Source organism: Pseudomonas sp. 22526, assembly GCF_052044735.1.
GTDB classification, from domain to species: domain Bacteria; phylum Pseudomonadota; class Gammaproteobacteria; order Pseudomonadales; family Pseudomonadaceae; genus Aquipseudomonas; species Aquipseudomonas piscium.
On the sequence record NZ_JBQENK010000034.1, the window covers coordinates 5,594 to 30,850 of the forward strand.

Consider the following 25,257-nt stretch of genomic DNA (forward strand, 5'->3'; position numbering starts at 1 on the left):
GGGCTCGGCAGCGGCTACAGTCGGCTACAGGGATTGCGGGTCAGGCGCCGCGATGGCGCTTGAGGTGTTCGCCGATCTTGGCGGCCGGCACTTTCTGCAATTTGCACAGGAAGTCGTGGGACAGCTCGCGCAGCCCGTGCTTCTGCCGCAACTCCAGCGCCAGGTGCGCGGTGAGGTTGGCGGCCATTTCCGCGTCGGCCATGGCCCGGTGAGCCTGGCCGGTATGGGGCAGGCTGGCGAACGTGGTGAGGGTGCCGAGCTTGTGGTTGGGTGCCGCCGGCATCAGCCGTCGCGCCAGCAACAGGGAACAGGCGAAGTTCTGCAAGCGGGTGCGTTTGATCCGGCCAAGCTCGTAGTCCCAGAACTTCTGGTCGAACGCGGCATTGTGCGCCAGCAGCGGCGTGGTACCGACGAACTCGTTGACCTCGTTCATCACCTGCTCGGCCGGCGGCGCGCTGCGCAGCATGGCGTTGCTGATGCCGGTCAGCTGTTCGATAAAGGCCGGCACTCGCACACCGGCATTCATCAGGCTCTGGTAACGCTCGACGATGCGCCCCTGCTCAAGAATCACCACGGCGATTTCCGTGGCCCGGCAACTGCTGCTCGGGGAGATCCCGGTGGTTTCAAAGTCGATGACTGCGATGCGTTCCAAACCTGTCCAGCTCCGTACAAAAAATAGTCAGCTCAGCTTTTGAGCAGTAGCGCGCCTTCGATCGGCACGTAGCGCGTGGCCGCGCGAATCAGCGAATTGGCGGTGAGTCCCGGCACGCCATAGGCAACCGCTTCGACGCCGTGTTTATTGATGATGCGCTCGAGCAACAGGTCGAAATCGCCGTCGCCGGAGGCCAGCACCACTTCGTCGACATGGGCGGCGGCGTCCATGATGTCGATGGTGATGCCCACGTCCCAGTCACCCTTGGCCGAGCCGTCGCTGCGCTGGATATAGGGTTTGAGTTTTACCGTAAAGCCCAGGTTGCGCAGGATCTGCTGGAACTGCTGCTGCTTGCTGTCGCCCCGGTCGATCGCATAGGCGTAGGCCTCGACTATCTGCCCGCGTTGGCTGATATCGGCCCACAGGGCGGCATAGTTGAAGTGACAGCCATAGGCCTGGCGCACGGTGTAATAGAGATTCTGGACATCGGCGAACACAGCGATTTTTTTCACCGCTTATCCTCATGGCGCTGACGCGCGCGAACTGGGCCGGGACTCAAACCCTGAAAAGTCGCCCAGTATGCCAGCCAGAAGGAAGGTTCCGCGAATAATCGGCCCGGGACGCGACGGCGTTCCGGACCGATGGCGGATCAGACGAAGGAATCGTCGTCGGAAAAGAACGAACTGTCGTCGTTGCCGTAGTCGGCATCGCTGAAGCCACCCTGGTCGTTGTTGCCCCAGGAATCGTTGTTGGCCATGCGCTGCTCGTCATTGCCCCAGCCACCCGAATTGTCGCTGGCGGGCGCCGGTTCTTCCTTGATCACTTCGACGATTTCCTGCGGCTGCTGGTTGCCGTGGAACAGACTGCTGAGACCTTGCGCCAGCATCACGCCGCCCGCCACGCCGGCGGCAGTCTTCAGCGCGCCGCCGAGGAAGCTGCTGCCAGCCGGAGCTTGCTGGGGTGGCGCGGCATAGTTCTGCTGGGGATAGCTCTGTTGCGGGTAGTTCTGTTGCGGGGCGCCGAAGTTCTGCTGCGGCTGTGGGTTGAACGCCGGCCGCGCCGGTTCGCGCCAGCCACCGCTGGACGAGGCCGGGGCGCTTTGCGTCGGCGCCGGCTGCGGATCGCGGGAACCGCTGCCGAAGATGCTCGAAAGGAACCCGCCACCGCTGCTGGGCGCCGGCGCCGCGGCCTGGGACCTGGCCTGCTGCAGTTCGGCCTGCAGTTGCTGGACCTGCTGGGTGAGTTGCTTGTTCTGCTCGTCGAGGCTCTTGATTGCCGCCTCTTGCACCAGAATCGCCTGGGTCATGAAATACCCGGCGGCAGGCTGCCGGGTCAGATGCTCCTTGATCCGCGTCTCGGCCTGGGCGTCGCGCGGGGCTGAATCCTTCTCGGCTTGCTGCAACCGTGAAAACAGTCCATCGATCAGGGTTTGCTCTTCGCTGTTCATGGCGACCTCTTTAGATTGCCGGTAAAAAACTGGGCCTTGCCTGTCATGCGCAAGGTGCAACCAGTAATGGGGCTGCCCAGCGGGCTTTCAATAGCCTTTACCTAAGGTTTACGTTTGCTCGCCCGGGGGTCGCATCGGTTAAAGTGTCCAACCGCTTTTTGTGATCTGCGATAACCACTGATGAATCCGTTAACCGTTCTGCGCGACTCCCTGTACTTCTGCCAGCGCAACCTGGGGCGCATCGTCCAGCTGTGCCTGCCGCTGGTGGTCCTCGAAGCGCTGCTGCAGCAGGCAGTCGACAGCTCGCTGGGCCCCGAGGCCTTTCCCGGCTACAGCGTGGTCGTCGGCCTGCTGATCTACCCGCTGTACACCGGGGTGTTGATCCTGTTTCTCGATGCCCGCAGCCGTGGCGAATCGCCATTAGCCCGCGACCTGCTCGCCGCAACCCTCAGCCTGTGGCCGCGTTTTGCCCTGCTGACCGCCATCAACACCCTGCTGATCCTGCTGGGCCTGTCGCTGTATTTCCTGCCCGGGCTGTGGCTGATGGTGACCCTGGCCTTCGCCGAATACCTGCTGGTGCTCAAGGGCCTGCAGCCGCTGGCGGCGATCAAGGAAAGCTTCCGCCTGACCCGCGGGCACTTCCTGCGGATCCTGGTCTGCATCCTGGCCGTGATGGCCCCGCTATGGGTGCTCAAGGGCGCCAGCCTGGCGGCGTATCCCGAGCCGGGTCCGATGCTATCGCTGCTGATCGAAAGCGCCCACAGCTTCCTGCAGTTGTTCACCAGCGTGGTGGTGTTCCGCCTGTTCATGCTGATCGCCGACTCGCCCGAACAGGCGTGACGCCAAGGCCCGGCCGCTCTACCCCTTGGGCCGCGGCCCCGCTCTCGGTTATGCTCGGGCTCAATCCAGCAACGCCATAAGCCGAGCCGATGCCCCGTCCATTACGCTTCATCCTCCTGGGCCTGCTGATCAGCGCAGGCCTGTTGTCAGCCCTGGTCTACAGCCTGACCTGGCGCCCCGACGCCAAGGAGTCGCTGCCGGTCGCCTGCACGGGCAAGGTGCCCAGCCTGGTGCCGGGCCAGGCGCTGAAGGTGATGACCTGGAACGTGCAGTACCTGGCGGGCAAGCGCTACGTGTTCTGGAACGACCAGGCCCAGGGGCCGGACGAGCGTCCGACCCTGGAAGACATGGCCTTCAGCCTGGATGAAGTGGCGCGGGTGATTCGCGACGAGCAGCCGGACATCGTACTGCTGCAGGAACTGGATAACGGCGCCAAGGCCAGCGACTACCAGGACCAGCTCAAGCTGCTGCAGGAACGCCTGACCGACCTGTATCCCTGCAGCACCCAGGCCTTCGACTGGAAGGCCGACTTCGTACCCTCCCCGCACATCTTCGGCAGCGTCGGCCGGCAACTGGCGACCTTGAGCCGCTACCGCATCGAACACGCCGAACGCCTGCAATTGCCGGCGCCCGAGGCCAATCTGCTCAGCCGCCAGTTCCAACCGAAAAACGCCGTGCTGGTGAGCTACCTGCCCTTGAGCGACGGCGGGCAGATGGCGGTGCTCAACACCCATCTGGACCGCGCGACCAAACCCGACAACACCCTGCAAGCCCAGGTAAATGCGGTAACCAGGATCCTCGACCGCTTCGAAGCCCGCGGCACGCCCTGGCTGATCGGCGGCGACTTCAACCTGCTGCCCCTGGGCCAGTACCAGCGGCTCGCCCCCGAGCAGCGTGCGCCCTATTCCGCTGACAGCGCGTTGCACACCCTCTGGGACAAGTACCCGATGATTCCTACCAACAACGAAGCCAGCGGCATCGACCGCGCCCTGTGGTTGACCCACTACCCCAACGACCCGGCCCTGAGCGGCCCGGATCGCACAGTCGACTACCTGTTCCACAGCCCGCGGCTCAAACGGGTCGAGGCCCGGGTACGACAGGACGACACCCTGCGCATCTCCGACCACCTGCCGCTGATCGCCCGTTTCCTCTTGCCCGCCGCGCTGTAGCCCTGTAGCCGCTACCGAAGGCTGCGATAAGGCCGAAGGCCTTCAGCGGTCTCAAGACCTTGCACCTCCTTCGGAGGTGATCGCAGCCTTCGGCAGCGGCTACAGGGTGGGTTATTTGCGGGGTTTGGCGCGGGCCGTGGCCTCGGCTACCAGCGGGTCGTCCGGCCAGTAGTGTTTCGGGTAGCGGCCCTTGAGGTCCTTCTTCACCTCGGCGTAGGTGCTGCGCCAGAAGTTCGCCAGGTCCTGGGTGACCTGCACCGGCCGCCGCGCCGGGGACAGCAGGTGCAACTTGACCACCTGCCGGCCACCGGCGATCCGTGGCGTTTCGGCGAGGCCGAACAACTCCTGCAGGCGCACCGCGAGAATCGGTGGCTGTTCGCTGTAATCGAGGCGGATCGACGAGCCGGACGGCACTGTCAGGTGATGCGGCGCCAGCTCGTCCAGGCGTTGCGGCAATGGCCATGGCAGCAGGTTGTGGACAATGCTGGCCAGCTCCAGGTTGGCGAAGTGGCTGAGGCGCGAAACCTTGCCCAGGTACGGCAGCAGCCAGCTCTCCAGGCTCTTGAGCAGGGCCGCGTCACTGACATCCGGCCACTCACTCTCGCCCTTGCTCTCTAGATCCAGCTGGCGCAACAAGGCCACCCGGGCCTGCCACTGGCGCAGCTCCGGGGTCCAGGGCAACAGTTCCAGGCCCTTGCGCCGCACCAGATTGACCAGGGCCTGGCACCGCGCCGCCTCGTCCAGCCCGGTCAACGGCTCGCGGCTGAGCACCAGTTCACCGACCTTGCGCTGACGCTCGGCCCGCAACACCCCTTCGCGCTCGTCCCAATCAAGCTGGTCGACGCTGCGCACCTGCTCGGCCAGGACCGAGTCGAACAGCGCCGGATCGAAATCCGCCGCCAGGTAGATGCGTTCTTCCCGCTGCCCCTGGCGACTGCCCAGGTCGGCGATCACCAGCCAGGGTTGCTTCATCAGGCTGTCGGTCTCGCTGAACAACGCCGCCCGGCCGTTGGCCAGCCGGTACTCGGCACCGCCGGGGCGGCGTTGCTGGGCGACCCGGTCCGGATAGGCCAGCGCCAGCAAGGCGCCCAGCCAGCGCGGATGGTCCGGGTCCGCCACCGCCTGGCTCGGCTGCCCACGCAGATAACCGCGGTACTGCCGGGCCAGTTGCCGAGCCCGCTGTACCCCACCCTGGGCGCCACGGGCCGCGCGCTCCTCGCCGGACAGCAGCACCAGGCGGCTATGCAGGTCGGCACCACCGCCGCGCAGGATGTCGCGCTCGCCGAGCAAGGCGGCGACGTCGCAGGCCATGTTCGCCAGGCCCAGGGCCTGGCCCCGCAACAGCAGATGGGCAATGCGCGGATGGGCCGGCAACTCGGCCATTGCCTGGCCATGGGCAGTCAGCTTCCAGTCCTCACCGGCTTTGGCCGTCAGCGCGCCAAGGCGTTCGAGCAGGTCCTGGGCCTGGGCATAAGCCGCGCCGGGCGGCACATCCAGCCATACCAGTTGCGCTGGCGTCACGCCCCAGCGCGCCAGTTGCAGGGCCAGCCCGGCCAGGTCCGCCTGGAGAATTTCCGCACTGCCATAGGCCGCCAGCTGTTCGTGCTGGTCCTGGGACCACAGGCGATAACACACCCCCGGTTCCAGGCGCCCGGCCCGACCGGCGCGCTGGGTGGCGCTGGCCCGGGAAATACGCTGGGTGTCGAGACGGGTCATACCGCTGCCCGGGTCGAAACGCGGCACCCGCGCCAGCCCGGCGTCAACCACCACGCGCACGCCGTCGATGGTCAGGCTGGTCTCGGCGATATTGGTCGCCAGCACCACTTTGCGCTGGCCGGGCGGAGCCGGTTCGATGGCCGCGCGCTGCGCTGTCAGGTCCAGCTCACCGTGCAGTGGACAGAGCAGGATCTCCGAGCGCTCGCCCAAGGCATCGGCCAGCTGTTGATGCACCCGGCGGATCTCGGCCTGCCCCGGCAGGAACACCAGGACGCTGCCGCTTTCATCGTTCAGCGCTTCAACAATGGTCTGCACCAGCCGCGGCTCGATGAACTCGCCCGGCTGGAAAGGCCGCCCCCAGCGCACATCGACCGGGAACATGCGGCCTTCGCTGCGCAGGATCGGCGCGTCGTCCAGCATCCCGGCCAGGCGCTCGCCCTCCAGGGTCGCCGACATCAGGAGGATTTTCAGCGGCTGCTCGTCGCGAAACAGATCGCGGCCATTGAGGCTCAAGGCCAGGGCCAGGTCGGCGTCGAGGCTGCGCTCGTGGAATTCGTCGAAGATCAGCAGGCCGACGCCTTCCAGCGCCGGATCATCCTGCAGGCGGCGGGTCAGGATGCCCTCGGTGACCACCTCGATGCGGGTATTCGGGCCGACCTTGCTGTCGAGGCGAATGCGGTAGCCCACGGTTTCGCCGACCTTTTCCCCCAGCTCGCTGGCCAGCCGCTCGGCCGCCGCCCGCGCCGCCAGGCGCCGCGGTTCGAGCATGAGAATGCGTTGTCCGGCCAGCCAGGGTTCGTTCAACAGGGCCAAAGGCACGCGGGTGGTCTTACCGGCGCCGGGCGGTGCTTCGAGCACGGCCTCGTGGCGTGTCGCCAGGGCTTCACGCAGGGCGGGTAAAACTTCATCAATTGGCAAAGAATTCATACTGGCTCCCAAACAGAGGCGCGAGTATAACGGCGAACTGCCTGGCGTTAATCACGGTCTGAATTCATACCGGCAACGCTTCAGCCTTGCTCTTTCGTGCCTGTTCAGGAGATTTACATGGGTATTCCTTTCCGCATCATAGGTAGCGTGCTAGTTGCCACCCTGCTGACTCAGCTCACCGCCTGCGGCTCGATCTTCTTCCCCGACCGGCGCGGCCAGATCGAGGGCAAGATCGACCCGCTGGTAGCCGTGCTCGACGCCGTGGGCCTGCTGTTCTATGTGATCCCGGGGCTGATCGCCTTTGGCGTCGACTTCGCCACCGGCGCCATCTACCTGGAACCGGGCAAGACCGCACAGATCGACCCGCACAAGCTGCAGCAAGCCATAGGCGCCGACGGCCAGGTCGATAACCACAAGTTGCAGGCTATCCTCGAAAGCGAGCTGGGCCGCAGCTTCCCGCTGGACGATCCACGCCTGATCCAGCACAAGGGCAGCGCGCAGCAACTGGCCCTGTACGGCCTGCAACCGGCGGCCTGACATTCGCGTTTCTTGAAGGAACAAGCCTTGTATGAGCAGTAGCCCGGAACACGCACGCCTGTTGCGCCTGGCAACCCGCGCCTCGCTGGCGGTGGCCAGTATCCTGATCCTGGCCAAGGCCATCGCCTGGTGGCTGAGCGGCTCGGTCAGCCTGCTGGCGGGCCTCACCGACTCGCTGCTCGATGGCGCCGCGTCGTTCCTCAACCTGTTGGCCGTGCATTACGCCCTGCGCCCGGCCGACGCCGATCACCGCTACGGCCATGGCAAGGCCGAATCCTTGTCGGGCATGGCCCAGGCGCTGTTCATCGCGGTGAGCGCGGTACTGATCGGGGTACAGGCCGTCGAACGCCTGCAGAACCCGGAACCGCTGGGCGCGCCCTGGATAGGTATCGGCGTGATGCTGCTGTCCCTGGCGCTGACCATGGCGCTGCTGATGCTGCAGTCCCGGGTGATCCGCGAAACCGGCTCCACCGCGGTGCGTGCCGATTCGCTGCACTATCGCTCCGACCTGCTGCTCAACGGCAGCATCCTGCTGGCCCTGGTGCTGGCCAGTTTCGGCTGGCAGCAACTGGACGCCTGGTTCGGCCTGGCGATTGCCGTCTATATCCTGTGGAGCGCAATCCACATCGCCCGCGAAAGCGTGGCAGTGCTGATGGACGAGGAACTGCCGCCGGAGGTCAGCCAGCACATGCTGGAACTGGCCTGTAGCGTGCCCGGGGTACTCGGCGCCCATGACCTGCGCACGCGGATTTCCGGCAGCCACTGGTTCGTGCAGCTGCACCTGGAATTACCCGGGGAGCTGACCCTGTCGGTGGCCCACGGCATCAGCGATCAGGCCGCCGAGGCGATTCATGCGGCCTATCCGCGGGCCGAGGTGCTGGTGCACGCCGACCCGCAGGAAGTGGTGCAAGCCGCCCGGGCTCAGTAAGTCACCTGATAGCCGCGCGAGCTCAGGCAACCGCCCTGGGCCTGGCGGTAGGTCTGCACCACCTCCGGCGCCGGTGGATAGGTCATCGCCGCCGGATCGAAGCCGCTCTGCTGCACCGCCCAGCGATAACAGTCGTAGCGGTCCTGATTGATCTGCCGCGGGCTCTGCCCTCTGACCGGGTAGGCCAGCACGTTGTAATCACTGCCGGCCTGCGGCGGCGGGCTGGCCACCGGCGGCTCGACCACCACGTACTGCTGGGTACTGGCCTCGTAACTGTAGTAGGCGCCCGCGGCCAGGAAGAACAGCGCGCTGCCGATCCACACCTCGCGCGCGTAGTCCGGCAGGTAGGCCACGCGAATCCCGTAGGGCGGGCGCACCACTATGTAGCGCGGCCCCTCTGGGCGGTACCAATAGCCACCGGAGAAGTAATAGTCCCGGCCGCGATAAGGCACGCGGTAATGCCGGTCCGGAAAACGATCGATCACATAACCCGGCCGATATTGCTGGCCAGCCCCCCAACCGTCGCCACGGCCGTCCGGACGGCCCGGCCAGCGATAGTCGTAGGGACGCGAGCCCGGTCCGCCGGCCTGCCAATGCTGGTTGTAATCGTTACGGCGCGGAATGTCCTGGTAATAACCCTGGCGCGGTTCCTGGGTCTGGCGGACGCTATCGGGGCGGCCCTGGATCGGCAGGTTGGAGGATGGCTGCGCCTGTCGTCCCCGCCCTTCATCATTCGGCCCGTGGTTCTGCCAGCGCCCGTTCTCGACGTTGCGCTCGAACTGCTGGCTGTTGTCGCCGCGAATGATTTCAGTCTGCGGCCGCGGCTGATGGCTTTCGCCTCGCCCCTGGCTATTGCCCGGATACCCGTCGTTACCGCGCTGGCCGCCATTGGACCAGCCACGGCCGTCATTGCGGTCATCGGCGAGCCCCTGCGCACTGACGCCCACACACAGCAAACCAACGCCTGCCAAACGCCAGATGCGCGATTTCATGCTATTCCTCACAACGGATAGGGGCCTGTAGTTAAGACTGGAAAAGCCCAGGCCGGTTCTGCCACAGGTTATCAGTCACAAAACTTATTTATTGAGGGCCCGGGGGATATTTCCTGGCGCGCAGGCAATAAAAAAGGGGGACCCGTCGGCCCCCCTTTGAGAATTTCGTCCGTGCTCGACGCTTATGACGCCGGCTCACCTCACGCCGTCTTCTGGACAGTGTGTAGCCCGGGGGCCGGCTCAACCCTGTGGGATTGGCGGCCGCGGCAGGCCTGATTCGGCGGGCCGCAGTGGACTCTATGTCCGGGCAGTGATTCTGGTGATAAGAATAGGCCTGACACGCCGACAGAGGATTGCGAAAATTGCTCCAATAAACATGACTTGCGCAATTTTTAACTCAGGATAGATAATATCGCGCAATAGTTATGACAAAGGCCTGATCCATGAGCAAACTCGACCGATACGACCTCAGCATTTTGGCGGAATTGCAGCGCGACGCCCGCATCTCCAATCAGGAACTGGCCGAACGTATCGGCCTGTCGCCTTCGCCATGCTCGCGTCGGGTCAAGCAACTGGAAGACGACGGCTACATTTCCCGCCAGGTCGCCCTGCTGGACCGCAAGATGCTCGGCCTGAGCCTCACCGCCTACGTGCTGATCGGCATGGACCGCCATACCCCCGAGCGTTTCGAGAACTTCGAGGCGGCGATCCGCAGCTTGCCGCAGGTCCTCGAATGCAGCCTGGTGACCGGGATGGACGCCGACTACCAGCTCAAGGTGGTGGTGCCGGACATGGATCACTACCAGAAACTGCTGCTGGGCCATCTGACCCGCATCGAAGGCGTGACCAGCGTGCGCTCCAGCTTCGTGCTCAACCAGGTGCTCAACAGCACCGAACTGCCATTGACCCACCTGCGCAACTGACCTGCACCTGTCTGTAGGAGCAAGGGGGACGCCCAGTTCTTGCTCGCGATAAAGCGTCCGACCGCAGCCGATGTGTCGTCTGGAACATCTATCGCGAGCAAGCTTCGCTCCTACAGAAGCCCCCGGTGGTGTGACGACGAAGCGCACCCGGATCAATGCCCCGCCGCGGCCCCTTGGCGTATACTCGCCCCCGCCTTTTAGCCTTGCCCGCGCTGGAGATGTTCGATGGATCCTGCAGTATTCGAAGAGTGGATGATGACCGGCCTGGTGACCATCCTGATCATTTTCATGGCCTTCATCGTCTGGGATCTGGCGAAGAAGTCCAAGGCCGGCCGCTTCGGCTCGTTCATTCTGTTCTTCGTCCTGGGCCTAGGCGTGGCCGCGTTCATCATCAAAAGCGTGGTGATCGGCCTGATCGAATCCGGCGCCTTATAAGCGCGCCGGAACCTCCTTCCACTGGCCCTGGTCGAGCCCCTCGATCGTCCAGTCGCCGATCCTGACCCGCACCAGACGCAATGTCGGCAAGCCCACGGCAGCAGTCATGCGCCGCACCTGGCGATTGCGCCCTTCACGAATGATCAATTCCAGCCAGCTGGTGGGCACGCTCTTGCGAAAGCGCACCGGCGGGTTGCGCGGCCACAGCTGCGGCTCTTCCAGCTGCCGGGCTTCGGCCGGCAGGGTCATGCCGTCATTCAATTCCACACCATCACACAAACGCTGCAGTTGCTCGGCCGTGGGCTCGCCTTCCACCTGCACCCAATAGGTCTTGGCCAGCTTGTGCTTGGGATCGGCGATGCGCGCCTGCAACTGGCCGTCGTTGGTCAGCAGCAGCAAGCCTTCGCTGTCGCGGTCCAGGCGGCCGGCCGGGTAGATGCCGGGGATCGCGATGAAGTCCTTGAGGGTCGCCCGCCCTTCGCCGTCGCTGAACTGGGTCAGCACATCGAAGGGTTTGTTGAACAGGATCAGCTTCGGCTCGGCCGGTGGCGCTTTGGCAACTCGGCGCGGCGCGGAAGAAGACGAAGGGCTCTTCACGCCGGGGCGGCGGGAAGCGGGACGCGGAGGACGGGACATGGCGAAAAGAACATCTAACGGTCAGGGCCGACCATGCTAGTGGCCTGACCGTTAAATGACCATCCCGCGATCAGCGGAACGGCGGCTCGTCGAAGCTGCGCAGCTTGCGCGAGTGCAGCGAGTTGAGCTCGGTACGCAGCAGGTCCACTGCGGCGATACCTATCTTCAGGTGCTGGCTGACCGCACGCTCATAAAAGGCGTTGGCCGAACCCGGCAGCTTGATTTCGCTGTGCAACGGTTTGTCCGAGACGCAGAGCAAAGTGCCGTAGGGCACCCGCAGGCGATAACCCTGGGCGGCGATGGTGCCGCTTTCCATGTCCACCGCCACGGCGCGGGACAGGTTGATCAGCGGACGCTCCTGGGCCCAGCGCAACTCCCAGTTGCGGTCGTCGTAGGTCAGCACGGTGCCGGTGCGCAGGCGTTTTTTCAGGTCGTCGCCCTTCTCGCCGGTGACGTTGGCGGCAGCCTGCTGCAAGGCCAGCTGCACTTCGGCCAGGGCCGGAATCGGAATGTTCGGCGGCACCACACGATCGAGAATACCGTCGCGACGCATGTAGGCGTGGGCCAGCACGTAGTCGCCGATGGTCTGCGACTGCCGCAGGCCACCGCAGTGGCCGATCATCAGCCAGCAGTGCGGACGCAATACTGCCAGGTGGTCGGTGATGTTCTTGGCGTTGGACGGGCCGACGCCGATGTTCACCAGGGTCACGCCGTGGCCGTCGCTGGCCTGCAGGTGATAAGCCGGCATCTGGTAGCGGTGCCAGACCACCCCGGCGGCGATCGACGAGGCTTCGCCGTGATCCATGCCCTTCTCGATGATCACATTGCCCGGCAGGACCATGCGCACGAACCGCGGATCGCTGCGCAGCTGCTCCAGGCCGTGGGTGATGAACTGGTCGACATAGCGGTGGTAGTTGGTCAGCAGGATCCATGGCTGCACATGGCGCCAGTCGCTACCGGTGTAGTGCACCAGACGGCGCAGGGAGAAATCCACCCGCGCGGCATCGAACAGCGCCAGGGGCAGCGGATGGGTGTTTTCCCAATCGTACAGCCCGTCGGCGATGCCATCGGTGGCGGCGGACAGGTCGGTGCTGGGGAATACCCGCGCCAGCACCGCGGCGGTGACGCCGGAACCGGCCAGTTCATCGCCCTGCTCGACCACGTACGGATACGGGATGTTCTGCTCGCTGACGCCCACTTCCACGGTCACGGTGAAGTCGTGCATCAGTGGTATCAGCTGCTCAAGCAGGTACTTACGGAAGGCGGCGGGATGGGTGACGGTGACGCTGTAGGTGCCCGGCAACTGGACCTTGGCGTAGGCCCGGGTGGTCTGCGGGACTTCGCCCTGGCAGTGATAGGTCAGACGCAGTTCCGGGTAACGAAACAGGGCACGCTGTTCGGCGTCCGGTTCGACACGATCCTTGAGGTAACGCTTGAGCGCCTGGCTCAGCGACGTGGTGGCCCGCTCATGCAAAGCGGCAAGCCGGTCCACGGCTTGCTCGGCGGTTTGAACGACAATAAAAGCTTCGGTCACGATAAGCATCCTGTGTTCTGATCTTGCAGGCCTTCATCTTGCCTGCAACGCCGTCTCACGGGAACAACGGAATATCTGCCAGGAACGAGCCTGCTCGCGAAAGACCTTTCAAGCCCCAAGGAATCGGTGGCCCGGAATATTTATCGCGAGCAAGCTCGCTCCTACACCTGGCGGCGTCAGAAGCCCGTCGGGGTCGAGCGCGCGACTATCGCCTCGACATCCAGGCCCCGCGGCAAGGTGCCGTAGACCCTTCCTGCCGAACCCAGGCGACTGGCGATAAAGGCATCGCTGACCGCCACGTTGCCGGCCTCCAGCAACAGCTTGGCCTGCAGGCCCAGGGCGATGTCCTCGGTCAACTGGCGAGCGCGGTACTGAATGTCGTCGGTGTCCTGGAAGGCGCCTTTCAGGTTGGCGATATGCGCCGCCAGACGCCTGTCGCCATGGCCGTCGCCCAGCTCGGCGAACAAGGCATCGAGCACGCCCGGTTCCTTGGACAAGGCGCGCAGCACGTCCAGGCACTGCACGTTGCCGGAGCCTTCCCAGGTCGAGTTGACCGGTGCTTCGCGATACAGCCGTGGCAGGATGCTCTCCTCGACATAACCGGCGCCGCCCATGCACTCGGCGGCCTCGTTGATCATTGCCGGGGCCCGCTTGCAGATCCAGTACTTGCCCACCGCCGTCACCAGTCGCGAGAACATTGCTTCCTGCGGGTCATCCAGGTTGTCCAGCGCGCGGCCCATGCGCAGGCTCAAGGCCAGTGCCGCCTCGCTTTCCAGCGCCAGGTCGGCCAGTACGTTCTGCATCAAGGGCTGCTCGCTGAGCACCCGACCGCCCACAAATCGATGGGCACAATGATGGGCGGCCTGGGTCAGTGCCTGGCGCATCAGCGAGCTGGAACCGACCATGCAATCGAAACGGGTCATGGCCACCATCTCGATGATGGTCGGCACACCGCGCCCTTCTTCCCCGATCATCCACGCCAGGGCCCCGCGGAACTCCACTTCGCTGGAGGCATTGGAACAGTTGCCGAGCTTGTTTTTCAGGCGCTGGATATAGAACTGGTTACGGCTGTCGTCCGGACGATGGCGAGGCAGCAGGAAGCAGGTCAGGCCTTTTTCGGTCTGGGCCAGGGTCAGGAAGGCGTCGCACATCGGCGCCGAACAGAACCATTTGTGGCCTACCAGCTCATAGGCCTGCCCCGGCCCCGTAGCGCCCACTGGATAGGCCTTGGTGGTGTTGGCGCGGACATCGGTACCGCCCTGTTTCTCGGTCATCGCCATGCCGATGGTGACGCTGGCCTTGTGGGCCATGCCGACATTGCGCGGGTCATATTCGGTGGCGAGGACTTTCGGCAGCCATTGCTCGGCGAGGTCCGGCTGCAGCTTCAGCGCCGGCACACAGGCGAAGGTCATGGTCAGCGGGCAACCGCTGCCGGCCTCGGCCTGGCTGTGCAGATAGGACATGGCGGCGCGGGCAACATGCGCCCCGGCCTGCGGATGAACCCAGGGCAAGGACGTCAGGCCGTGCTCGATGGCGGTGCGCATCAGCTCGTGATACGCCGGATGAAACTCCACCAGGTCGAGGCGATGCCCGTAACGGTCATGGCTGGTGAACACCGGTTTGTTCTGGTTGGCCAGGAACCCCGCTTCCATCAACGGCCCACCGGCCAGGGCACCATAGGCGTCGATCCGCGATTCGGCCCAGCCGGCGCCGAAACGCCGTGCCCACTCCTGCAACGGCAGATCGATTCGATAGAGGTTGGTACCGTCCAGGGAAGGTGGCTGGTTGGTGACTTCGTGGGTCTCGGCGAACTGGTGCAGGTTCATCTCGGGGCTCCTTGAGGGGTGTGCCAGAACCTCAGTTAAGCACCCCCTCCCCGACGAACAAAGTGGCATACCCGCCTAAATGCCGGCGCTTTCGCCCTGTTCCGGAGCCAGCACCCGACGCACCAGAAGGCTTTGCAACTCTTCGAATTTCACCGGCCAGGAGAGGTAATCGAGCAGGCAGAGCTCAGCCTCCAGGCCATGGGCCAAGGCCGACACCAGCAGCACCGGCAACCCGGCGCAACCCGGCATGCCATGCATCTGGTCGCACAGCTTGAGCGCCTCGGCCTGCTCGATCTGGCAATCGAGCAATACCGCGTCCACCGACTCTCGGCGCAACAACGCCAGCGCCCCGCGAGCGTTCTCCGCCGTGCGCACCTGATAGCCCAGCTTGAGCAGCATGCCGCGGATCACCAATTGATTGATGCTGTTGTCGTCCACCAGCAGCACGCTGCAATCCTGCGGCGTGCGTCGGGCCGGGCGAACCCGCAAGGCCGACTGGGCCGCCATCGGCTGCTCGCCGTCCAGCTCGAAGGTCACCTCCAGGCGGAAACAGCTGCCACGCCCCGGCTCCGATTCGTGGGTCAGGTGGCCGCCCAGCAGATCCACCAGCTGCCGACAGATCGCCAGCCCCACGCCCAGCCCGCCGTATTCACGGGTCATCGAACCATCGAGCTGGAAGAAACGCTGATACAGCGAAGCCTCATCGAGATTGACGAAACCGATGCCGGTGTCGATTACCGCGAAGGTCATCGCCATCCGTCCCGGCGCCGCCGGCTTGCCGGTCACGCGCAGGACCAGGCCGCCCACCCGGGTGAACTTGATGGCATTGTCCAGCAGGCACTCCAGGCACTGGCTCAACTTGCCGCGATCGCCCAACAGCCGATCGGGCAGCCCGGCGGCCAGGTCGACATCGAAGCCCAGCCCCTTGGCCGAGGCGTTGGCGGAAAACTGGCCCAGCAAGGCATCGAGCAGCGAACGCAGACTGAAGGTTTCGTGCTGGGCGCTGAGCTTGCCGGCCTGCAGCTCGGTCAGGGTCAGGATGCCGTTGACCATGCGCATCATGTCCCGGGCCGAACCGGCGGCGGTCTGCTGGTATTGCTCCAGTTCCGGATCGAGCTCGACGGTCTGCATCAGCTCCAGGGAGCCGATCACACCATTCATCGGCGTGCGCAGTTCATGGGTCAGGGTGGCGAGGAACTCATCCTTGAGCCGGTTGCTGTGGGCCAGCTGCTGGTTGAGCACTTCGAGCTTCTGCCCGGCATCGAACAGGGTCTGGGCCTGCTGCTCGCGCATCGAGTTGATGCGGTCGGCCAGGGCCAGCGACAGCAGCGCCACTTCGATGGCCGAACCGATCTGGCTGGAATACATGGTCAGGAACATATTCGGCAGATAGCCCAGCACCATCAGGGTATTGATGATCCCGCCCACCAGGAACGCCGACCAGGCGATGATGAAGTAGCGCGCCACCCGCATGCCGCGGCACCAGGCGACGATGCCGGAGACGAAGATCACCAGGGTAAAGATCAGCGCCAGGGCCGTGGCCAGGCGCAACGCCAGGGCGTAGCTGGTCATCAGCGACAGGGCCACCACCACGGCACTGCACAGGATCAACACCAGCAGCAGGCGATCGACCCAGCGGCTGTGGCGGGCGGTCTGCAGGAAACTGCGGGCGAACTGGCTGCCGAACAAGGCCGCCGCGCCAATGAAAAATGGGGTCGCCGCATTGGCCCACCACGGGTTGTCCGGCCAGAAGTACTCCACCGCGGCGCCGTTCACCGACAGCTGGTACAGCCCGAACGAGGCGATGTAGAGGATGTAATAGAGGTAACTGGTGTCGCGCACGCTCAGGTAGATGAACAGGTTGTAGACCAGCATCCCCAGCAGCACGCCGTAGATCAGGCCGAGCACATACAGGCGCACCGGCTGCGCTTCCAGGTACGCCGTGCTGGACCAGAGCGTCACTGGCGCCTGGACCGAGCCCTGGCTCTGCAAACGCAGGAACAGGGTCTTTTGCTCGTAGGGCGCGAAGCTCAGGTCGAACAGGTAATTGTTCTGGCGGATCTGCCGGCTGGCGAACGGCAAGGCATCGCCGGTGCGCTGGGCCAGACGGTAGCCACCGGCCTCATCGGGCAGATACAGCTCCAGATGATCGAGCGGCGGATAGGCCAGCTCCAATAGCCAGGTGTGTCGTATGGAGGGGTTGGCGGGACGGTAGCTGAGGTTGATTTTCAGCCAGAATGCCGAGCGGGAGTAACCGGCGTTGAGGGTGGGCTTGTCATGGGCTTTGAAACTGCCGGTCATGGCCGGTGAACTGACATCCGCGATCGTTGCCTGACCACTCGCGTCTTCAAACACCTGCATCACCCGACCCAAGGGCAGGCTCTGGGTGAACTCGTCGAACTCGACCGCGCCAGCCAGCATCGGCAAGCTCAACAGCAACATCAGCAAATAGCGCATAAAGCCCCAGCGTGGCCTGTCCGGTGGTGTCAGGAAGCCCCCCATTTCCCTTTGAGTAGACGTAAGACCGGCATGACCTGTTATTGGTTTGGATCCACTCTAGCATAGCCGTTGGTGGCCAAAGAACACCACGAAAAGTTTTAGTTTAAAGGCTCTAGAACGGGCGTTTCAGCGCTATCCATTGATCTAGAGCTGTTGCCTCGGTCAACTTGTCGGCAAGGTGGAAAATCCAGCCCTGGCCGACACGCGAGGAGCCGTGCAAAAAAGACGTTTGGTGGTAAGCTCGCCCACCATGAATATCTACAGCTCTCGCCCCGTTGTCCTCTGTCTCTCCGGCCACGACCCCAGTGGTGGCGCCGGCCTGCAGGCAGATATCGAAGCCCTGCTCGCCCAGGGTTGCCACGCAGCTCCCGCTGTGACCGCGCTGACCGTGCAGGATACGGTCAACGTCAGCGACTTCCGTGTGCTGGATCGCGAGTGGGTGCTGGCCCAGGCCAACGCCGTGCTCAACGACTCCAGGGTCGCCGCGGTCAAGCTGGGCATGCTCGGTTCGCTGGAAATGGTCGACACCGTGGTCGAGCTGTTGCAGGCCCATCCGCACCTGCCGATGGTCTGCGACCCGGTATTGCGCGCCGGCGGCGGTGGACGCCTGGGCAAGGACGAGGTCGGTTACGCCATGCGTGAGCGCCTGCTGCCACTGGCGACCATCGCCACCCCGAATCTTCCTGAAGCACGAATCCTCGCCGAATTGCCCGAAGGCAGCGCGGACCAGTGCGCGGAAAAACTCCTGCCGTTCGTCAAGCACCTGCTGATTACCGGCGGCCATGGCGACGAGCACGAAGTGCATAATCGCCTGTACAGCCGCGACGGCAGCCGTCACACCTACACCTGCCAGCGTCTGCCGGGCAGCTATCACGGTTCCGGTTGCACCCTGGCCAGCGCCCTGGCCGGACGCCTGGCCCAGGGCGAAAACCTGGCCAGTGCCGTGAAGTCGGCCCTCGATTACACCTGGCGCACCCTGCGCGACGCCGAGCGACTGGGCCAAGGCCAGTTCGTACCGCGCCGCCTGCCGCTGGACTTCTGCTCGTAAGCCATGAGGCTCGCTCGATGAAACTACGTGGTCTGTATGCCATTACCGACAGCCAACTGTTGGCCGGCAAGTTCCTGCAGTACGTGGAGGCGGCGCTCGACGGTGGCGTGACCCTCCTGCAATACCGCGACAAGAGCAGCGACGAGGCCCGCCGCCTGCGCGAAGCCGAAGCCCTGCACAGCTTGTGCGAGCGCTACAAGACCCAACTGATCATCAACGATGATGCCGAATTGGCCGCGCGCATCGGCGTCGGCGTGCACCTGGGCCAGACCGACGGCCCGCTGACTCCGGCTCGCGCCCTGCTCGGCCGCCAGGCGATCATCGGCTCGACCTGCCACGCCCAACTGGAGCTGGCCGAACAAGCCGCCAACGAAGGCGCCAGCTATGTCGCCTTCGGTCGTTTCTTCAATTCCAACACCAAGCCCGGCGCACCGATGGCCAACCTGGAACTGCTGGACCAGGCCCGCGCCAGGCTGCACCTGCCGATCTGCGCGATCGGCGGCATCACACTGGAGAACGCCGCGCCGCTGGTCGCCCATGGCGTCGACCTGCTGGCCGTGGTCCATGGCCTGTTCGGCGCCGACAGCGCCCAGGAAGTGACCCGCCGCGCCCGCGCCTTCAATACCCTCTTCTAACTGCTGACTTCCGAGAGCCCGATCATGTCTCGTTCCGAAACCCTGTTTGCCAATGCCCAGAAACACATCCCCGGTGGCGTGAACTCGCCCGTGCGCGCGTTCAAGAGCGTGGGCGGCACGCCACTGTTCTTCAAGCACGCCGAAGGTGCCTACGTCACCGACGAAGATGACAAGCGCTATGTGGACTACGTTGGCTCCTGGGGGCCGATGATCCTCGGCCACAGCCATCCGGACGTGCTGGACGCGGTGCGCAAACAGCTGGAACACGGCCTGTCCTACGGCGCCCCGACCGCCATGGAAACTGAAATGGCCGATCTGGTCTGCTCCATCGTACCGTCCATGGAAATGGTGCGCATGGTCAGTTCCGGCACCGAAGCGACCATGAGCGCGATCCGCCTGGCCCGTGGTTTCACCGGCCGCGACAGCATCATCAAGTTCGAAGGCTGCTACCACGGCCACTCCGACAGCCTGCTGGTCAAGGCCGGCTCCGGCGCACTGACCCAGGGCGTGCCCAGCTCGGCCGGCGTACCGGCGGCCTTCGCCAAACACACCCTGACCCTGCCGTTCAACGACATCGACGCGGTCGAGAAGATGCTCGCCGAAGTCGGCCAGGAAGTGGCCTGCATCATCGTCGAGCCCGTGGCCGGCAACATGAACTGCGTGCCACCGGCCCCGGGTTTCCTCGAAGGCCTGCGCAGCCTGTGCGACAAGCACGGCGTGGTGTTGATCTTCGACGAAGTGATGACCGGTTTCCGCGTCGCCCTCGGCGGCGCCCAGGCGCATTACGGGGTGACCCCGGACCTGTCCACCTTCGGCAAGATCATCGGCGGCGGCATGCCGGTAGGCTGCTTCGGCGGCAAACGCCAGATCATGGAACACATCGCGCCGCTGGGCCCGGTCTACCAGGCCGGCACCCTGTCAGGCAACCCGCTGGCCATGGCCGCGGGCCTGACCACCCTGCGCCTGATCAGCCGCCCAGGCTTCCACGCCGAGCTGAGCGACTACACCAGCCGCCTGCTCGACGGCCTGCAGCAACGCGCCGACGCCGCCGGCATCCCGTTCGTGACCACCCAGGCGGGCGGCATGTTCGGCCTGTACTTCAGCGGCGCCGACGACATCGTCACCTTCGACGACGTAATGGCCAGCGATGCCAACCTGTTCAAACGCTTCTTCCACCTGATGCTCGAAGGTGGTGTCTACCTGGCCCCGAGCGCCTTCGAAGCCGGCTTCACCTCGATCGCCCACGGCGACGCCGAGCTGAAACTGACCCTGGACGCGGCCGAGCGCGCTTTCGCCGCCCTCAAGTAACCTTCCCCGCCAAACCGGCGCCAGCACTTCCTGGCGCCGGTTTTACGCTGCATTTCTGCCTCAACTCCCGAAACAACCCCGAAAGCGGCGGATATCGCGCCCGCGCAGCAGAAAAACGAGTAAAGACTTTGTAAGGTTGGCCCTGCTTATTTCATAATGCGCGCTTATTGGATCCCTCGATGGGTCCGCGCGCCCTTCAGAGGTAAGTCGATTCCCATGAACCGCACCGGCCGCGCCCTTGCACTGGGCTGCCTGTTGCTCCTTCAGCCCCTGCTCGCGCACGCACAAGCAGGCGGCAACTCGTTGTTGATCCCAGCGATGGGTCGCTGCACCCTCAATACTCAGTCACAGGATCTGTCCGAGGCCCTGGCGGTCTGCCAGAAGGCGGCTGACGAAGGGGATGCGCAAGCGCAATACGAGTTGGGCGAGTTCTACTACGAAGGTAAAAATACCCCGCGCGATCTCAATCAGGCCCTGAGCTACTTTGAAAAGGCCTCGCTGCAAGGCCACGCCCAGGCGCAATTCAAGCTCGGCACCATGTTCTTCCGCGGCGAAGGCGTACCGGCCAACAACGTTCAGGCTTATATCGTGCTGAAGATGGCGGCGGTCAATGGCGCCGAAGAGGCACTGGACACAGCCGATGAAGTGGCCGAGCACATGCAGCGCGACGAGCTGGAAGTCGCCACCCAGGTGCTGGGGCAGATTTTCCGCAAATACCTGATGGAACTGCAGAGCGCCGACGGGCGTTCGCCCTTCTCCCCCCTGCCTTGAGTACATCGCGAGCAAGCCTGCTCGCGACGGAACGCAACGTTCTTCTCGATACAGCCCTTTTACTTCTCAGGCATCGGCATCGGAAACGGCATGACGTTGCTCACGCCACGCGCCTCGCTGATCTTCGGCGTACCCAGGCGCTCGACCTCGTCGATGCGCACGATCGAATGCATAGGCACAAAGCTGCGCACCACGCCTTCGAACTGGGCCTTGAGCTTCTCTTCGCTCGGATCGACGACCACTTGCGTGCGCTCGCCAAAGACGAACTCTTCCACCTCCAGGAAACCCCACAGATCACTTTGATAGATCTGCTTGGCGTACATTTCGAACACCTGTCCCTGGTTGAGGAAAATCACCTTGTAGATTGGAGCTTCACGTTTGGTCATGGTGGGCGGGTAACACATCGGGGGATATAAAAGAGGGCGCGAACTATAGCATAGCCACCGGACGCGCAGCGGTAGGAACCTCAGGCCATGTTCCCTATAATGCGCGGTTCTTTGAATCAGGTGATGACCCCGTCCATGGCCAAGAAGCTTTACATAGAAACCCACGGTTGCCAGATGAACGAGTACGACAGCTCGCGCATGGTCGATCTGCTGGGTGAACACCAGGCCCTGGAAGTCACCGCCCGCGCCGAAGACGCGGACGTCATCCTGCTCAACACCTGCTCGATCCGCGAACGGGCCCAGGACCGGGTGTATTCCCAGCTGGGGCGCTGGCGCGAACTGAAGCTGGCCAACCCGGAAATGGTCATCGCCGTCGGCGGTTGCGTGGCCAGCCAGGAAGGCGCGGCCATCCGTGACCGGGCGCCGTACGTCGACGTGGTCTTCGGCCCGCAGACCCTGCACCGCCTGCCGGAAATGATCGATGCCGCCCGCAGCAGCAAGCTGCCGCAGGTCGACGTCTCGTTCCCGGAAATCGAAAAATTCGACCACCTGCCGGAACCGCGCATCGACGGCCCGAGTGCCTATGTCTCGGTGATGGAAGGCTGCAGCAAGTACTGCACCTTCTGCGTGGTGCCTTACACCCGTGGCGAGGAAGTCAGCCGGCCGTTCGACGACGTGATCTCCGAGATCATCCACCTGGCGGAAAACGGCGTGCGCGAAGTCACCCTGCTGGGGCAGAACGTCAACGGCTACCGCGGCCAGACTCATGATGGCCGCCTGGCCGACCTGGCCGAACTGATCCGCGTGGTCGCCGCGGTCGATGGCATCGAGCGCATCCGCTACACCACCTCCCATCCGCTGGAGTTCTCCGACAGCCTGATCCAGGCCCATGCCGAAGTGCCGGAGCTGGTGAAACACCTGCACTTGCCGGTGCAGTCGGGCTCCGACCGGATCCTCGCGGCCATGAAGCGCAACCACACGGCGCTGGAATACAAGTCCAAGCTGCGCAAACTGCGTGCCGCCGTGCCGGGCATCTGCATCAGCTCGGACTTCATCGTCGGCTTCCCTGGCGAGACCGAAAAAGACTTCGAACAGACCATGAAGCTGATCGAAGACGTCGGCTTCGACTTCTCCTATTCGTTCGTCTACAGCCAACGCCCGGGCACCCCGGCCGCCGACTTGGCGGACGACACCCCGGAAGAGTTGAAAAAGGAACGCCTGAACGCCCTGCAACACCGGCTGAATCAACAAGGGTTCGAAATCAGCCGACAGATGGTCGGCTCGATCCAGCGCATCCTGGTCACCGACTATTCGAAGAAAGACCCGGGCGAACTGCAGGGGCGGACCGAGAACAACCGTATCGTCAACTTCCGCTGCGACAATCCCACGCTGATCGGCCAGTTTGCCGATGTGCACATCGACTCCGCCCAGCCTCACTCGCTGCGCGGATCGCTGCTGCAATAATCTCCTGCCGATGCTGGCTGACCAGCGGTAGCGGCCTCGGGCACGCCATCGCCGGAAAGCCGGCTTCCAAGGAAAATGTGGCGAAAGACATTGCTTCGTATAAGAGCTTTCGCACCCAGGCCACTGGCGTTATCCTTGAATTCATCCCTTATTGCCGTTGGGCGGCTAAAAAACGACCTTGAACGCACCCATAGAACCACATCGCTTCATCCTCGAGCCCTTTGAGGCTCGCCGCTTCGCCAATCTGTGCGGGCAATTCGACGAGCATTTGCGCTTGATCGAGCAGCGCCTGACCATCGAGATCCGCAACCGCGGCAATCAGTTCGAGCTGATCGGCGAACCCAAGCACACCACCTCCGCGGAAAACCTCCTGCGCCGCCTGTACCGGGAAACCAAGGGTACCGAGCTGTCGCCGGACATGGTGCACCTGTTCCTCCAGGAATCCGCCGTCGAAGAGCTGAACAATCACCCTGTCGCCGAAGCGGCCGTGGCCCTGCGCACCAAAAAAGGCATGATTCGCCCACGCGGCTTGAATCAGCAGCGCTACGTCAAGGAAATCCTCGGCAACGACATCAACTTCGGCATCGGCCCGGCCGGTACCGGCAAGACCTACCTGGCCGTGGCCTGTGCGGTAGACGCACTGGAGCGCGAACAGGTACGGCGCATCCTGCTGGTGCGTCCGGCGGTCGAAGCCGGTGAGAAACTCGGCTTCCTGCCTGGCGACCTGGCCCAGAAGATCGACCCGTACCTGCGCCCCTTGTATGACGCGCTGTATGAAATGCTCGGCTTCGAGCATGTCGCCAAGCTGATCGAGCGCCAGGTCATCGAGATTGCTCCGCTGGCCTACATGCGCGGTCGCACGCTGAACAACAGTTTCATCATCCTCGACGAAAGCCAGAACACCACCGTCGAGCAGATGAAGATGTTCCTGACCCGGATCGGCTTCGGCTCCACCGCCGTGATCACGGGCGACATCACCCAGGTCGACCTGCCCAAGGGCACCAAGTCCGGCCTGGCCCATGTGATCAACGTGCTCAAGGACGTCCCGGGCATCAGCTTCACCCACTTCATGCCCAAGGACGTGGTGCGCCATCCGCTGGTGCAGCGCATCGTCGAAGCCTACGAGCGCTTCGAGCAGCGCGTGGCCGACGAGTCCGCCCAGTCCGCCGCGGAAAAAGGCAATCGCCACGATGCTTGAGCTTGATCTGCAACTGGCAAGCGACAAGCCTGCTCCCAGCGAAGCCCAGTTCCGCCAATGGTGTGAGCTGGCCCTGCGCCAGCGCACAGCCGACTCGGAACTGACCATCCGCCTGGTGGACGAGCCCGAAGGCCGCGAACTGAACCGCACCTGGCGGCAGAAGGACTACGCCACCAACGTCCTGTCGTTCCCCGCCGACGTGCCGGACGAGCTGCTGGACATTCCATTGCTCGGCGACCTGGTGATCTGCATCGAAGTGGTCGAGCGCGAAGCCGCCGAACAAGGCAAGGACCTCCAGGCCCACTGGGCCCATCTGGTGATTCACGGCTGCTTGCATCTATTGGGTTACGACCATATAGATGACGACGAAGCCGAAGAAATGGAAGCGCTGGAACGAACGTTGCTTGCAGAACTGGGTCATCCCGACCCTTATGCGGACGACGAAACCGAAGAACATCCATCTGTAACAACCAAGGATTTAGAGTAATCGCTATGAGCGAAGACCGATCGAGCAGCGGGCAAAAGTCGTGGCTGGGTAAACTGACCCAGGCTTTTGCCCATGAGCCGAAAAACCGCCAGGAGCTGCTGGAGCTGCTGCGCGAAGCCCATCAGAACAAGTTGCTGGACAGCGAAGCGCTGGCCATCGTCGAAGGCGCCATCCAGGTCGCTGACCTGCAGGTACGGGACATCATGGTTCCGCGCTCGCAGATGATCAGCATCAAGGCGACCCAGACTCCCCGCGAATTCCTGCCGTCCGTTCTCGATTCCGCGCACTCGCGTTATCCGGTGATCGGCGAAAGCCATGACGACGTCATGGGTGTTCTGCTGGCCAAGGACCTGCTGCCGCTGATCCTCAAGGAGAACGGCGACAGCTTCAACATCAAGGATCTGCTGCGCCCGGCGACCTTCGTGCCCGAGTCCAAGCGCCTGAACGTGCTGCTGCGCGAGTTCCGCGCCAACCACAACCACATGGCCATCGTCATCGACGAATACGGCGGCGTGGCGGGGCTGGTGACCATCGAGGACGTGCTGGAACAGATCGTCGGCGACATCGAAGACGAGCACGACGTCGAGGAAGACAGCTACATCAAGCCCCTGCCGAGCGGCGATTTCCTGATCAAGGCGCTGACGCCGATCGAGAACTTCAACGAGTTCTTCGACAGCGAGTTCTCCGACGATGAGTTCGACACCGTCGGCGGCCTGGTGATGAGCGCGTTCGGGCACTTGCCTAAACGCAACGAAATCACCGAAATCGGTGCCTATCGCTTCCGTATCCTGAATGCCGACAGCCGTCGGATTCATCTGCTGCGACTAACGCCTATCCCCCGTTAAGGAAAAGGCGTGTCATTTGCTCTTTCCTGCGTCGCGTTGTCGCCTGAAAGCTGG

At 63.8% G+C, this 25,257-nt stretch carries 24 protein-coding genes; 14 read left to right on the forward strand and 10 right to left on the reverse strand.

From position 1 onward, the window contains the following. Positions 1-40: 40 nt before the first annotated feature. The 3 genes from ACTJKT_RS30270 to ACTJKT_RS30280 form a co-directional block, all read right to left on the reverse strand. A complete protein-coding gene (locus ACTJKT_RS30270) occupies positions 41-652 on the reverse strand; it encodes a 3'-5' exonuclease (RefSeq protein WP_016703733.1) in 612 nt (203 codons plus the stop codon). Between the two features lie 32 nt (positions 653-684). After that, on the reverse strand, positions 685-1,164 hold the full coding sequence (locus ACTJKT_RS30275) for an NYN domain-containing protein (RefSeq protein WP_023969253.1): 480 nt from the start codon (positions 1,162-1,164) through the stop codon (positions 685-687). Between the two features lie 137 nt (positions 1,165-1,301). After that, on the reverse strand, positions 1,302-2,099 hold the full coding sequence (locus tag ACTJKT_RS30280) for a DUF2076 domain-containing protein (protein WP_440790194.1): 798 nt from the start codon (positions 2,097-2,099) through the stop codon (positions 1,302-1,304). 180 nt (positions 2,100-2,279) lie between these two features. Here ACTJKT_RS30280 and ACTJKT_RS30285 point away from each other — a divergent pair, with 180 nt between their 5' ends. Both ACTJKT_RS30285 and ACTJKT_RS30290 read left to right on the forward strand, forming a co-directional pair. Further along, a complete protein-coding gene (locus ACTJKT_RS30285) occupies positions 2,280-2,939 on the forward strand; it encodes a hypothetical protein (protein WP_440790196.1) in 660 nt (219 codons plus the stop codon). A gap of 89 nt (positions 2,940-3,028) precedes the next feature. After that, positions 3,029-4,108: an endonuclease/exonuclease/phosphatase family protein gene (locus tag ACTJKT_RS30290; protein WP_440790198.1), complete on the forward strand. Its 1,080-nt coding sequence runs from the start codon at positions 3,029-3,031 to the stop codon at positions 4,106-4,108. 111 nt (positions 4,109-4,219) lie between these two features. Here ACTJKT_RS30290 and hrpB read toward each other — a convergent pair whose 3' ends face one another. After that, positions 4,220-6,751 carry an ATP-dependent helicase HrpB gene (gene hrpB / locus ACTJKT_RS30295; protein ID WP_440790200.1) on the reverse strand — a complete coding sequence of 844 codons (2,532 nt, stop codon included), beginning with the start codon at positions 6,749-6,751 and terminating at the stop codon, positions 4,220-4,222. Positions 6,752-6,868: 117 nt separating this feature from the next. On the opposite strand from hrpB, the gene ACTJKT_RS30300 reads away from it, so the two are divergent. Together ACTJKT_RS30300 and ACTJKT_RS30305 are read left to right on the forward strand one after the other, a co-directional pair. Beyond that, positions 6,869-7,288 (forward strand): polyribonucleotide nucleotidyltransferase, encoded by a 420-nt coding sequence (locus tag ACTJKT_RS30300; protein ID WP_440790202.1) that lies wholly within the window; start codon positions 6,869-6,871, stop codon positions 7,286-7,288. A gap of 31 nt (positions 7,289-7,319) precedes the next feature. After that, positions 7,320-8,216 (forward strand): cation diffusion facilitator family transporter, encoded by an 897-nt coding sequence (locus ACTJKT_RS30305; protein WP_440790204.1) that lies wholly within the window; start codon positions 7,320-7,322, stop codon positions 8,214-8,216. Here ACTJKT_RS30305 and ACTJKT_RS30310 read toward each other — a convergent pair. After that, the gene (locus tag ACTJKT_RS30310) at positions 8,210-9,208 is read right to left on the reverse strand and encodes a DUF6515 family protein (protein ID WP_440790206.1); all 999 of its coding nucleotides are present in this window, start codon (positions 9,206-9,208) and stop codon (positions 8,210-8,212) included. The genes ACTJKT_RS30305 and ACTJKT_RS30310 overlap by 7 nt on opposite strands. A gap of 443 nt (positions 9,209-9,651) precedes the next feature. On the opposite strand from ACTJKT_RS30310, the gene ACTJKT_RS30315 reads away from it, so the two are divergent. Both ACTJKT_RS30315 and ACTJKT_RS30320 read left to right on the forward strand, forming a co-directional pair. Further along, entirely contained in the window at positions 9,652-10,131 is a 480-nt protein-coding gene (locus tag ACTJKT_RS30315; RefSeq protein ID WP_009045772.1) for an Lrp/AsnC family transcriptional regulator, read from the forward strand. 225 nt (positions 10,132-10,356) lie between these two features. Continuing rightward, a complete protein-coding gene (locus tag ACTJKT_RS30320; RefSeq protein ID WP_007927060.1) occupies positions 10,357-10,566 on the forward strand; it encodes a DUF2788 domain-containing protein in 210 nt (69 codons plus the stop codon). Here the strand turns inward: ACTJKT_RS30320 and ACTJKT_RS30325 are convergent. The 4 genes from ACTJKT_RS30325 to ACTJKT_RS30340 form a co-directional block, all read right to left on the reverse strand. Continuing rightward, positions 10,561-11,202, reverse strand: a complete 642-nt coding sequence (locus ACTJKT_RS30325; RefSeq protein ID WP_440790209.1) for a pseudouridine synthase — start codon at positions 11,200-11,202, stop codon at positions 10,561-10,563. The genes ACTJKT_RS30320 and ACTJKT_RS30325 overlap by 6 nt on opposite strands. Before the next feature lie 70 nt (positions 11,203-11,272). Next, the gene (gene amn / locus ACTJKT_RS30330; protein ID WP_440790211.1) at positions 11,273-12,745 is read right to left on the reverse strand and encodes an AMP nucleosidase; all 1,473 of its coding nucleotides are present in this window, start codon (positions 12,743-12,745) and stop codon (positions 11,273-11,275) included. Positions 12,746-12,912: 167 nt separating this feature from the next. Further along, complete coding sequence (locus ACTJKT_RS30335) at positions 12,913-14,562, reverse strand: acyl-CoA dehydrogenase family protein (protein WP_440790213.1); 1,650 nt, start codon at positions 14,560-14,562, stop codon at positions 12,913-12,915. 75 nt (positions 14,563-14,637) lie between these two features. Then, the gene (locus tag ACTJKT_RS30340; protein WP_440790215.1) at positions 14,638-17,019 is read right to left on the reverse strand and encodes a hybrid sensor histidine kinase/response regulator; all 2,382 of its coding nucleotides are present in this window, start codon (positions 17,017-17,019) and stop codon (positions 14,638-14,640) included. A 292-nt stretch (positions 17,020-17,311) separates the two neighbouring features. Here ACTJKT_RS30340 and ACTJKT_RS30345 point away from each other — a divergent pair, with 292 nt between their 5' ends. The 4 genes from ACTJKT_RS30345 (at position 17,312) to ACTJKT_RS30360 (ending at position 20,823) form a co-directional block, all read left to right on the forward strand. Then, entirely contained in the window at positions 17,312-18,109 is a 798-nt protein-coding gene (locus ACTJKT_RS30345; RefSeq protein ID WP_440790217.1) for a hydroxymethylpyrimidine/phosphomethylpyrimidine kinase, read from the forward strand. 17 nt (positions 18,110-18,126) lie between these two features. Further along, a complete protein-coding gene (gene thiE / locus ACTJKT_RS30350) occupies positions 18,127-18,744 on the forward strand; it encodes a thiamine phosphate synthase (protein WP_440790219.1) in 618 nt (205 codons plus the stop codon). 24 nt (positions 18,745-18,768) lie between these two features. After that, positions 18,769-20,052, forward strand: coding sequence for a glutamate-1-semialdehyde 2,1-aminomutase (hemL, locus tag ACTJKT_RS30355; RefSeq protein ID WP_007927075.1), 1,284 nt, complete (start codon positions 18,769-18,771; stop codon positions 20,050-20,052). Between the two features lie 216 nt (positions 20,053-20,268). After that, the gene (locus tag ACTJKT_RS30360; RefSeq protein ID WP_007927077.1) at positions 20,269-20,823 is read left to right on the forward strand and encodes a tetratricopeptide repeat protein; all 555 of its coding nucleotides are present in this window, start codon (positions 20,269-20,271) and stop codon (positions 20,821-20,823) included. A gap of 59 nt (positions 20,824-20,882) precedes the next feature. Here the strand turns inward: ACTJKT_RS30360 and ACTJKT_RS30365 are convergent, their stop codons facing one another. Continuing rightward, positions 20,883-21,209 carry a DUF1820 family protein gene (locus ACTJKT_RS30365; protein WP_007927079.1) on the reverse strand — a complete coding sequence of 109 codons (327 nt, stop codon included), beginning with the start codon at positions 21,207-21,209 and terminating at the stop codon, positions 20,883-20,885. A 135-nt stretch (positions 21,210-21,344) separates the two neighbouring features. Between ACTJKT_RS30365 and miaB the strand changes: the two genes are divergently transcribed. From miaB to ACTJKT_RS30385, 4 genes are all read left to right on the forward strand, one after another. Continuing rightward, positions 21,345-22,673, forward strand: coding sequence for a tRNA (N6-isopentenyl adenosine(37)-C2)-methylthiotransferase MiaB (miaB, locus tag ACTJKT_RS30370; RefSeq protein ID WP_025807673.1), 1,329 nt, complete (start codon positions 21,345-21,347; stop codon positions 22,671-22,673). 178 nt (positions 22,674-22,851) lie between these two features. After that, complete coding sequence (locus ACTJKT_RS30375; protein ID WP_025807675.1) at positions 22,852-23,871, forward strand: PhoH family protein; 1,020 nt, start codon at positions 22,852-22,854, stop codon at positions 23,869-23,871. Then, positions 23,864-24,358 (forward strand): rRNA maturation RNase YbeY, encoded by a 495-nt coding sequence (gene ybeY, locus ACTJKT_RS30380; RefSeq protein ID WP_025807677.1) that lies wholly within the window; start codon positions 23,864-23,866, stop codon positions 24,356-24,358. Before ACTJKT_RS30375 ends, ybeY begins: the two co-directional genes overlap by 8 nt. A 5-nt stretch (positions 24,359-24,363) precedes the next feature. Further along, complete coding sequence (locus tag ACTJKT_RS30385; RefSeq protein WP_007927086.1) at positions 24,364-25,203, forward strand: HlyC/CorC family transporter; 840 nt, start codon at positions 24,364-24,366, stop codon at positions 25,201-25,203. The last annotated feature ends 54 nt before the right edge of the window (positions 25,204-25,257 follow it).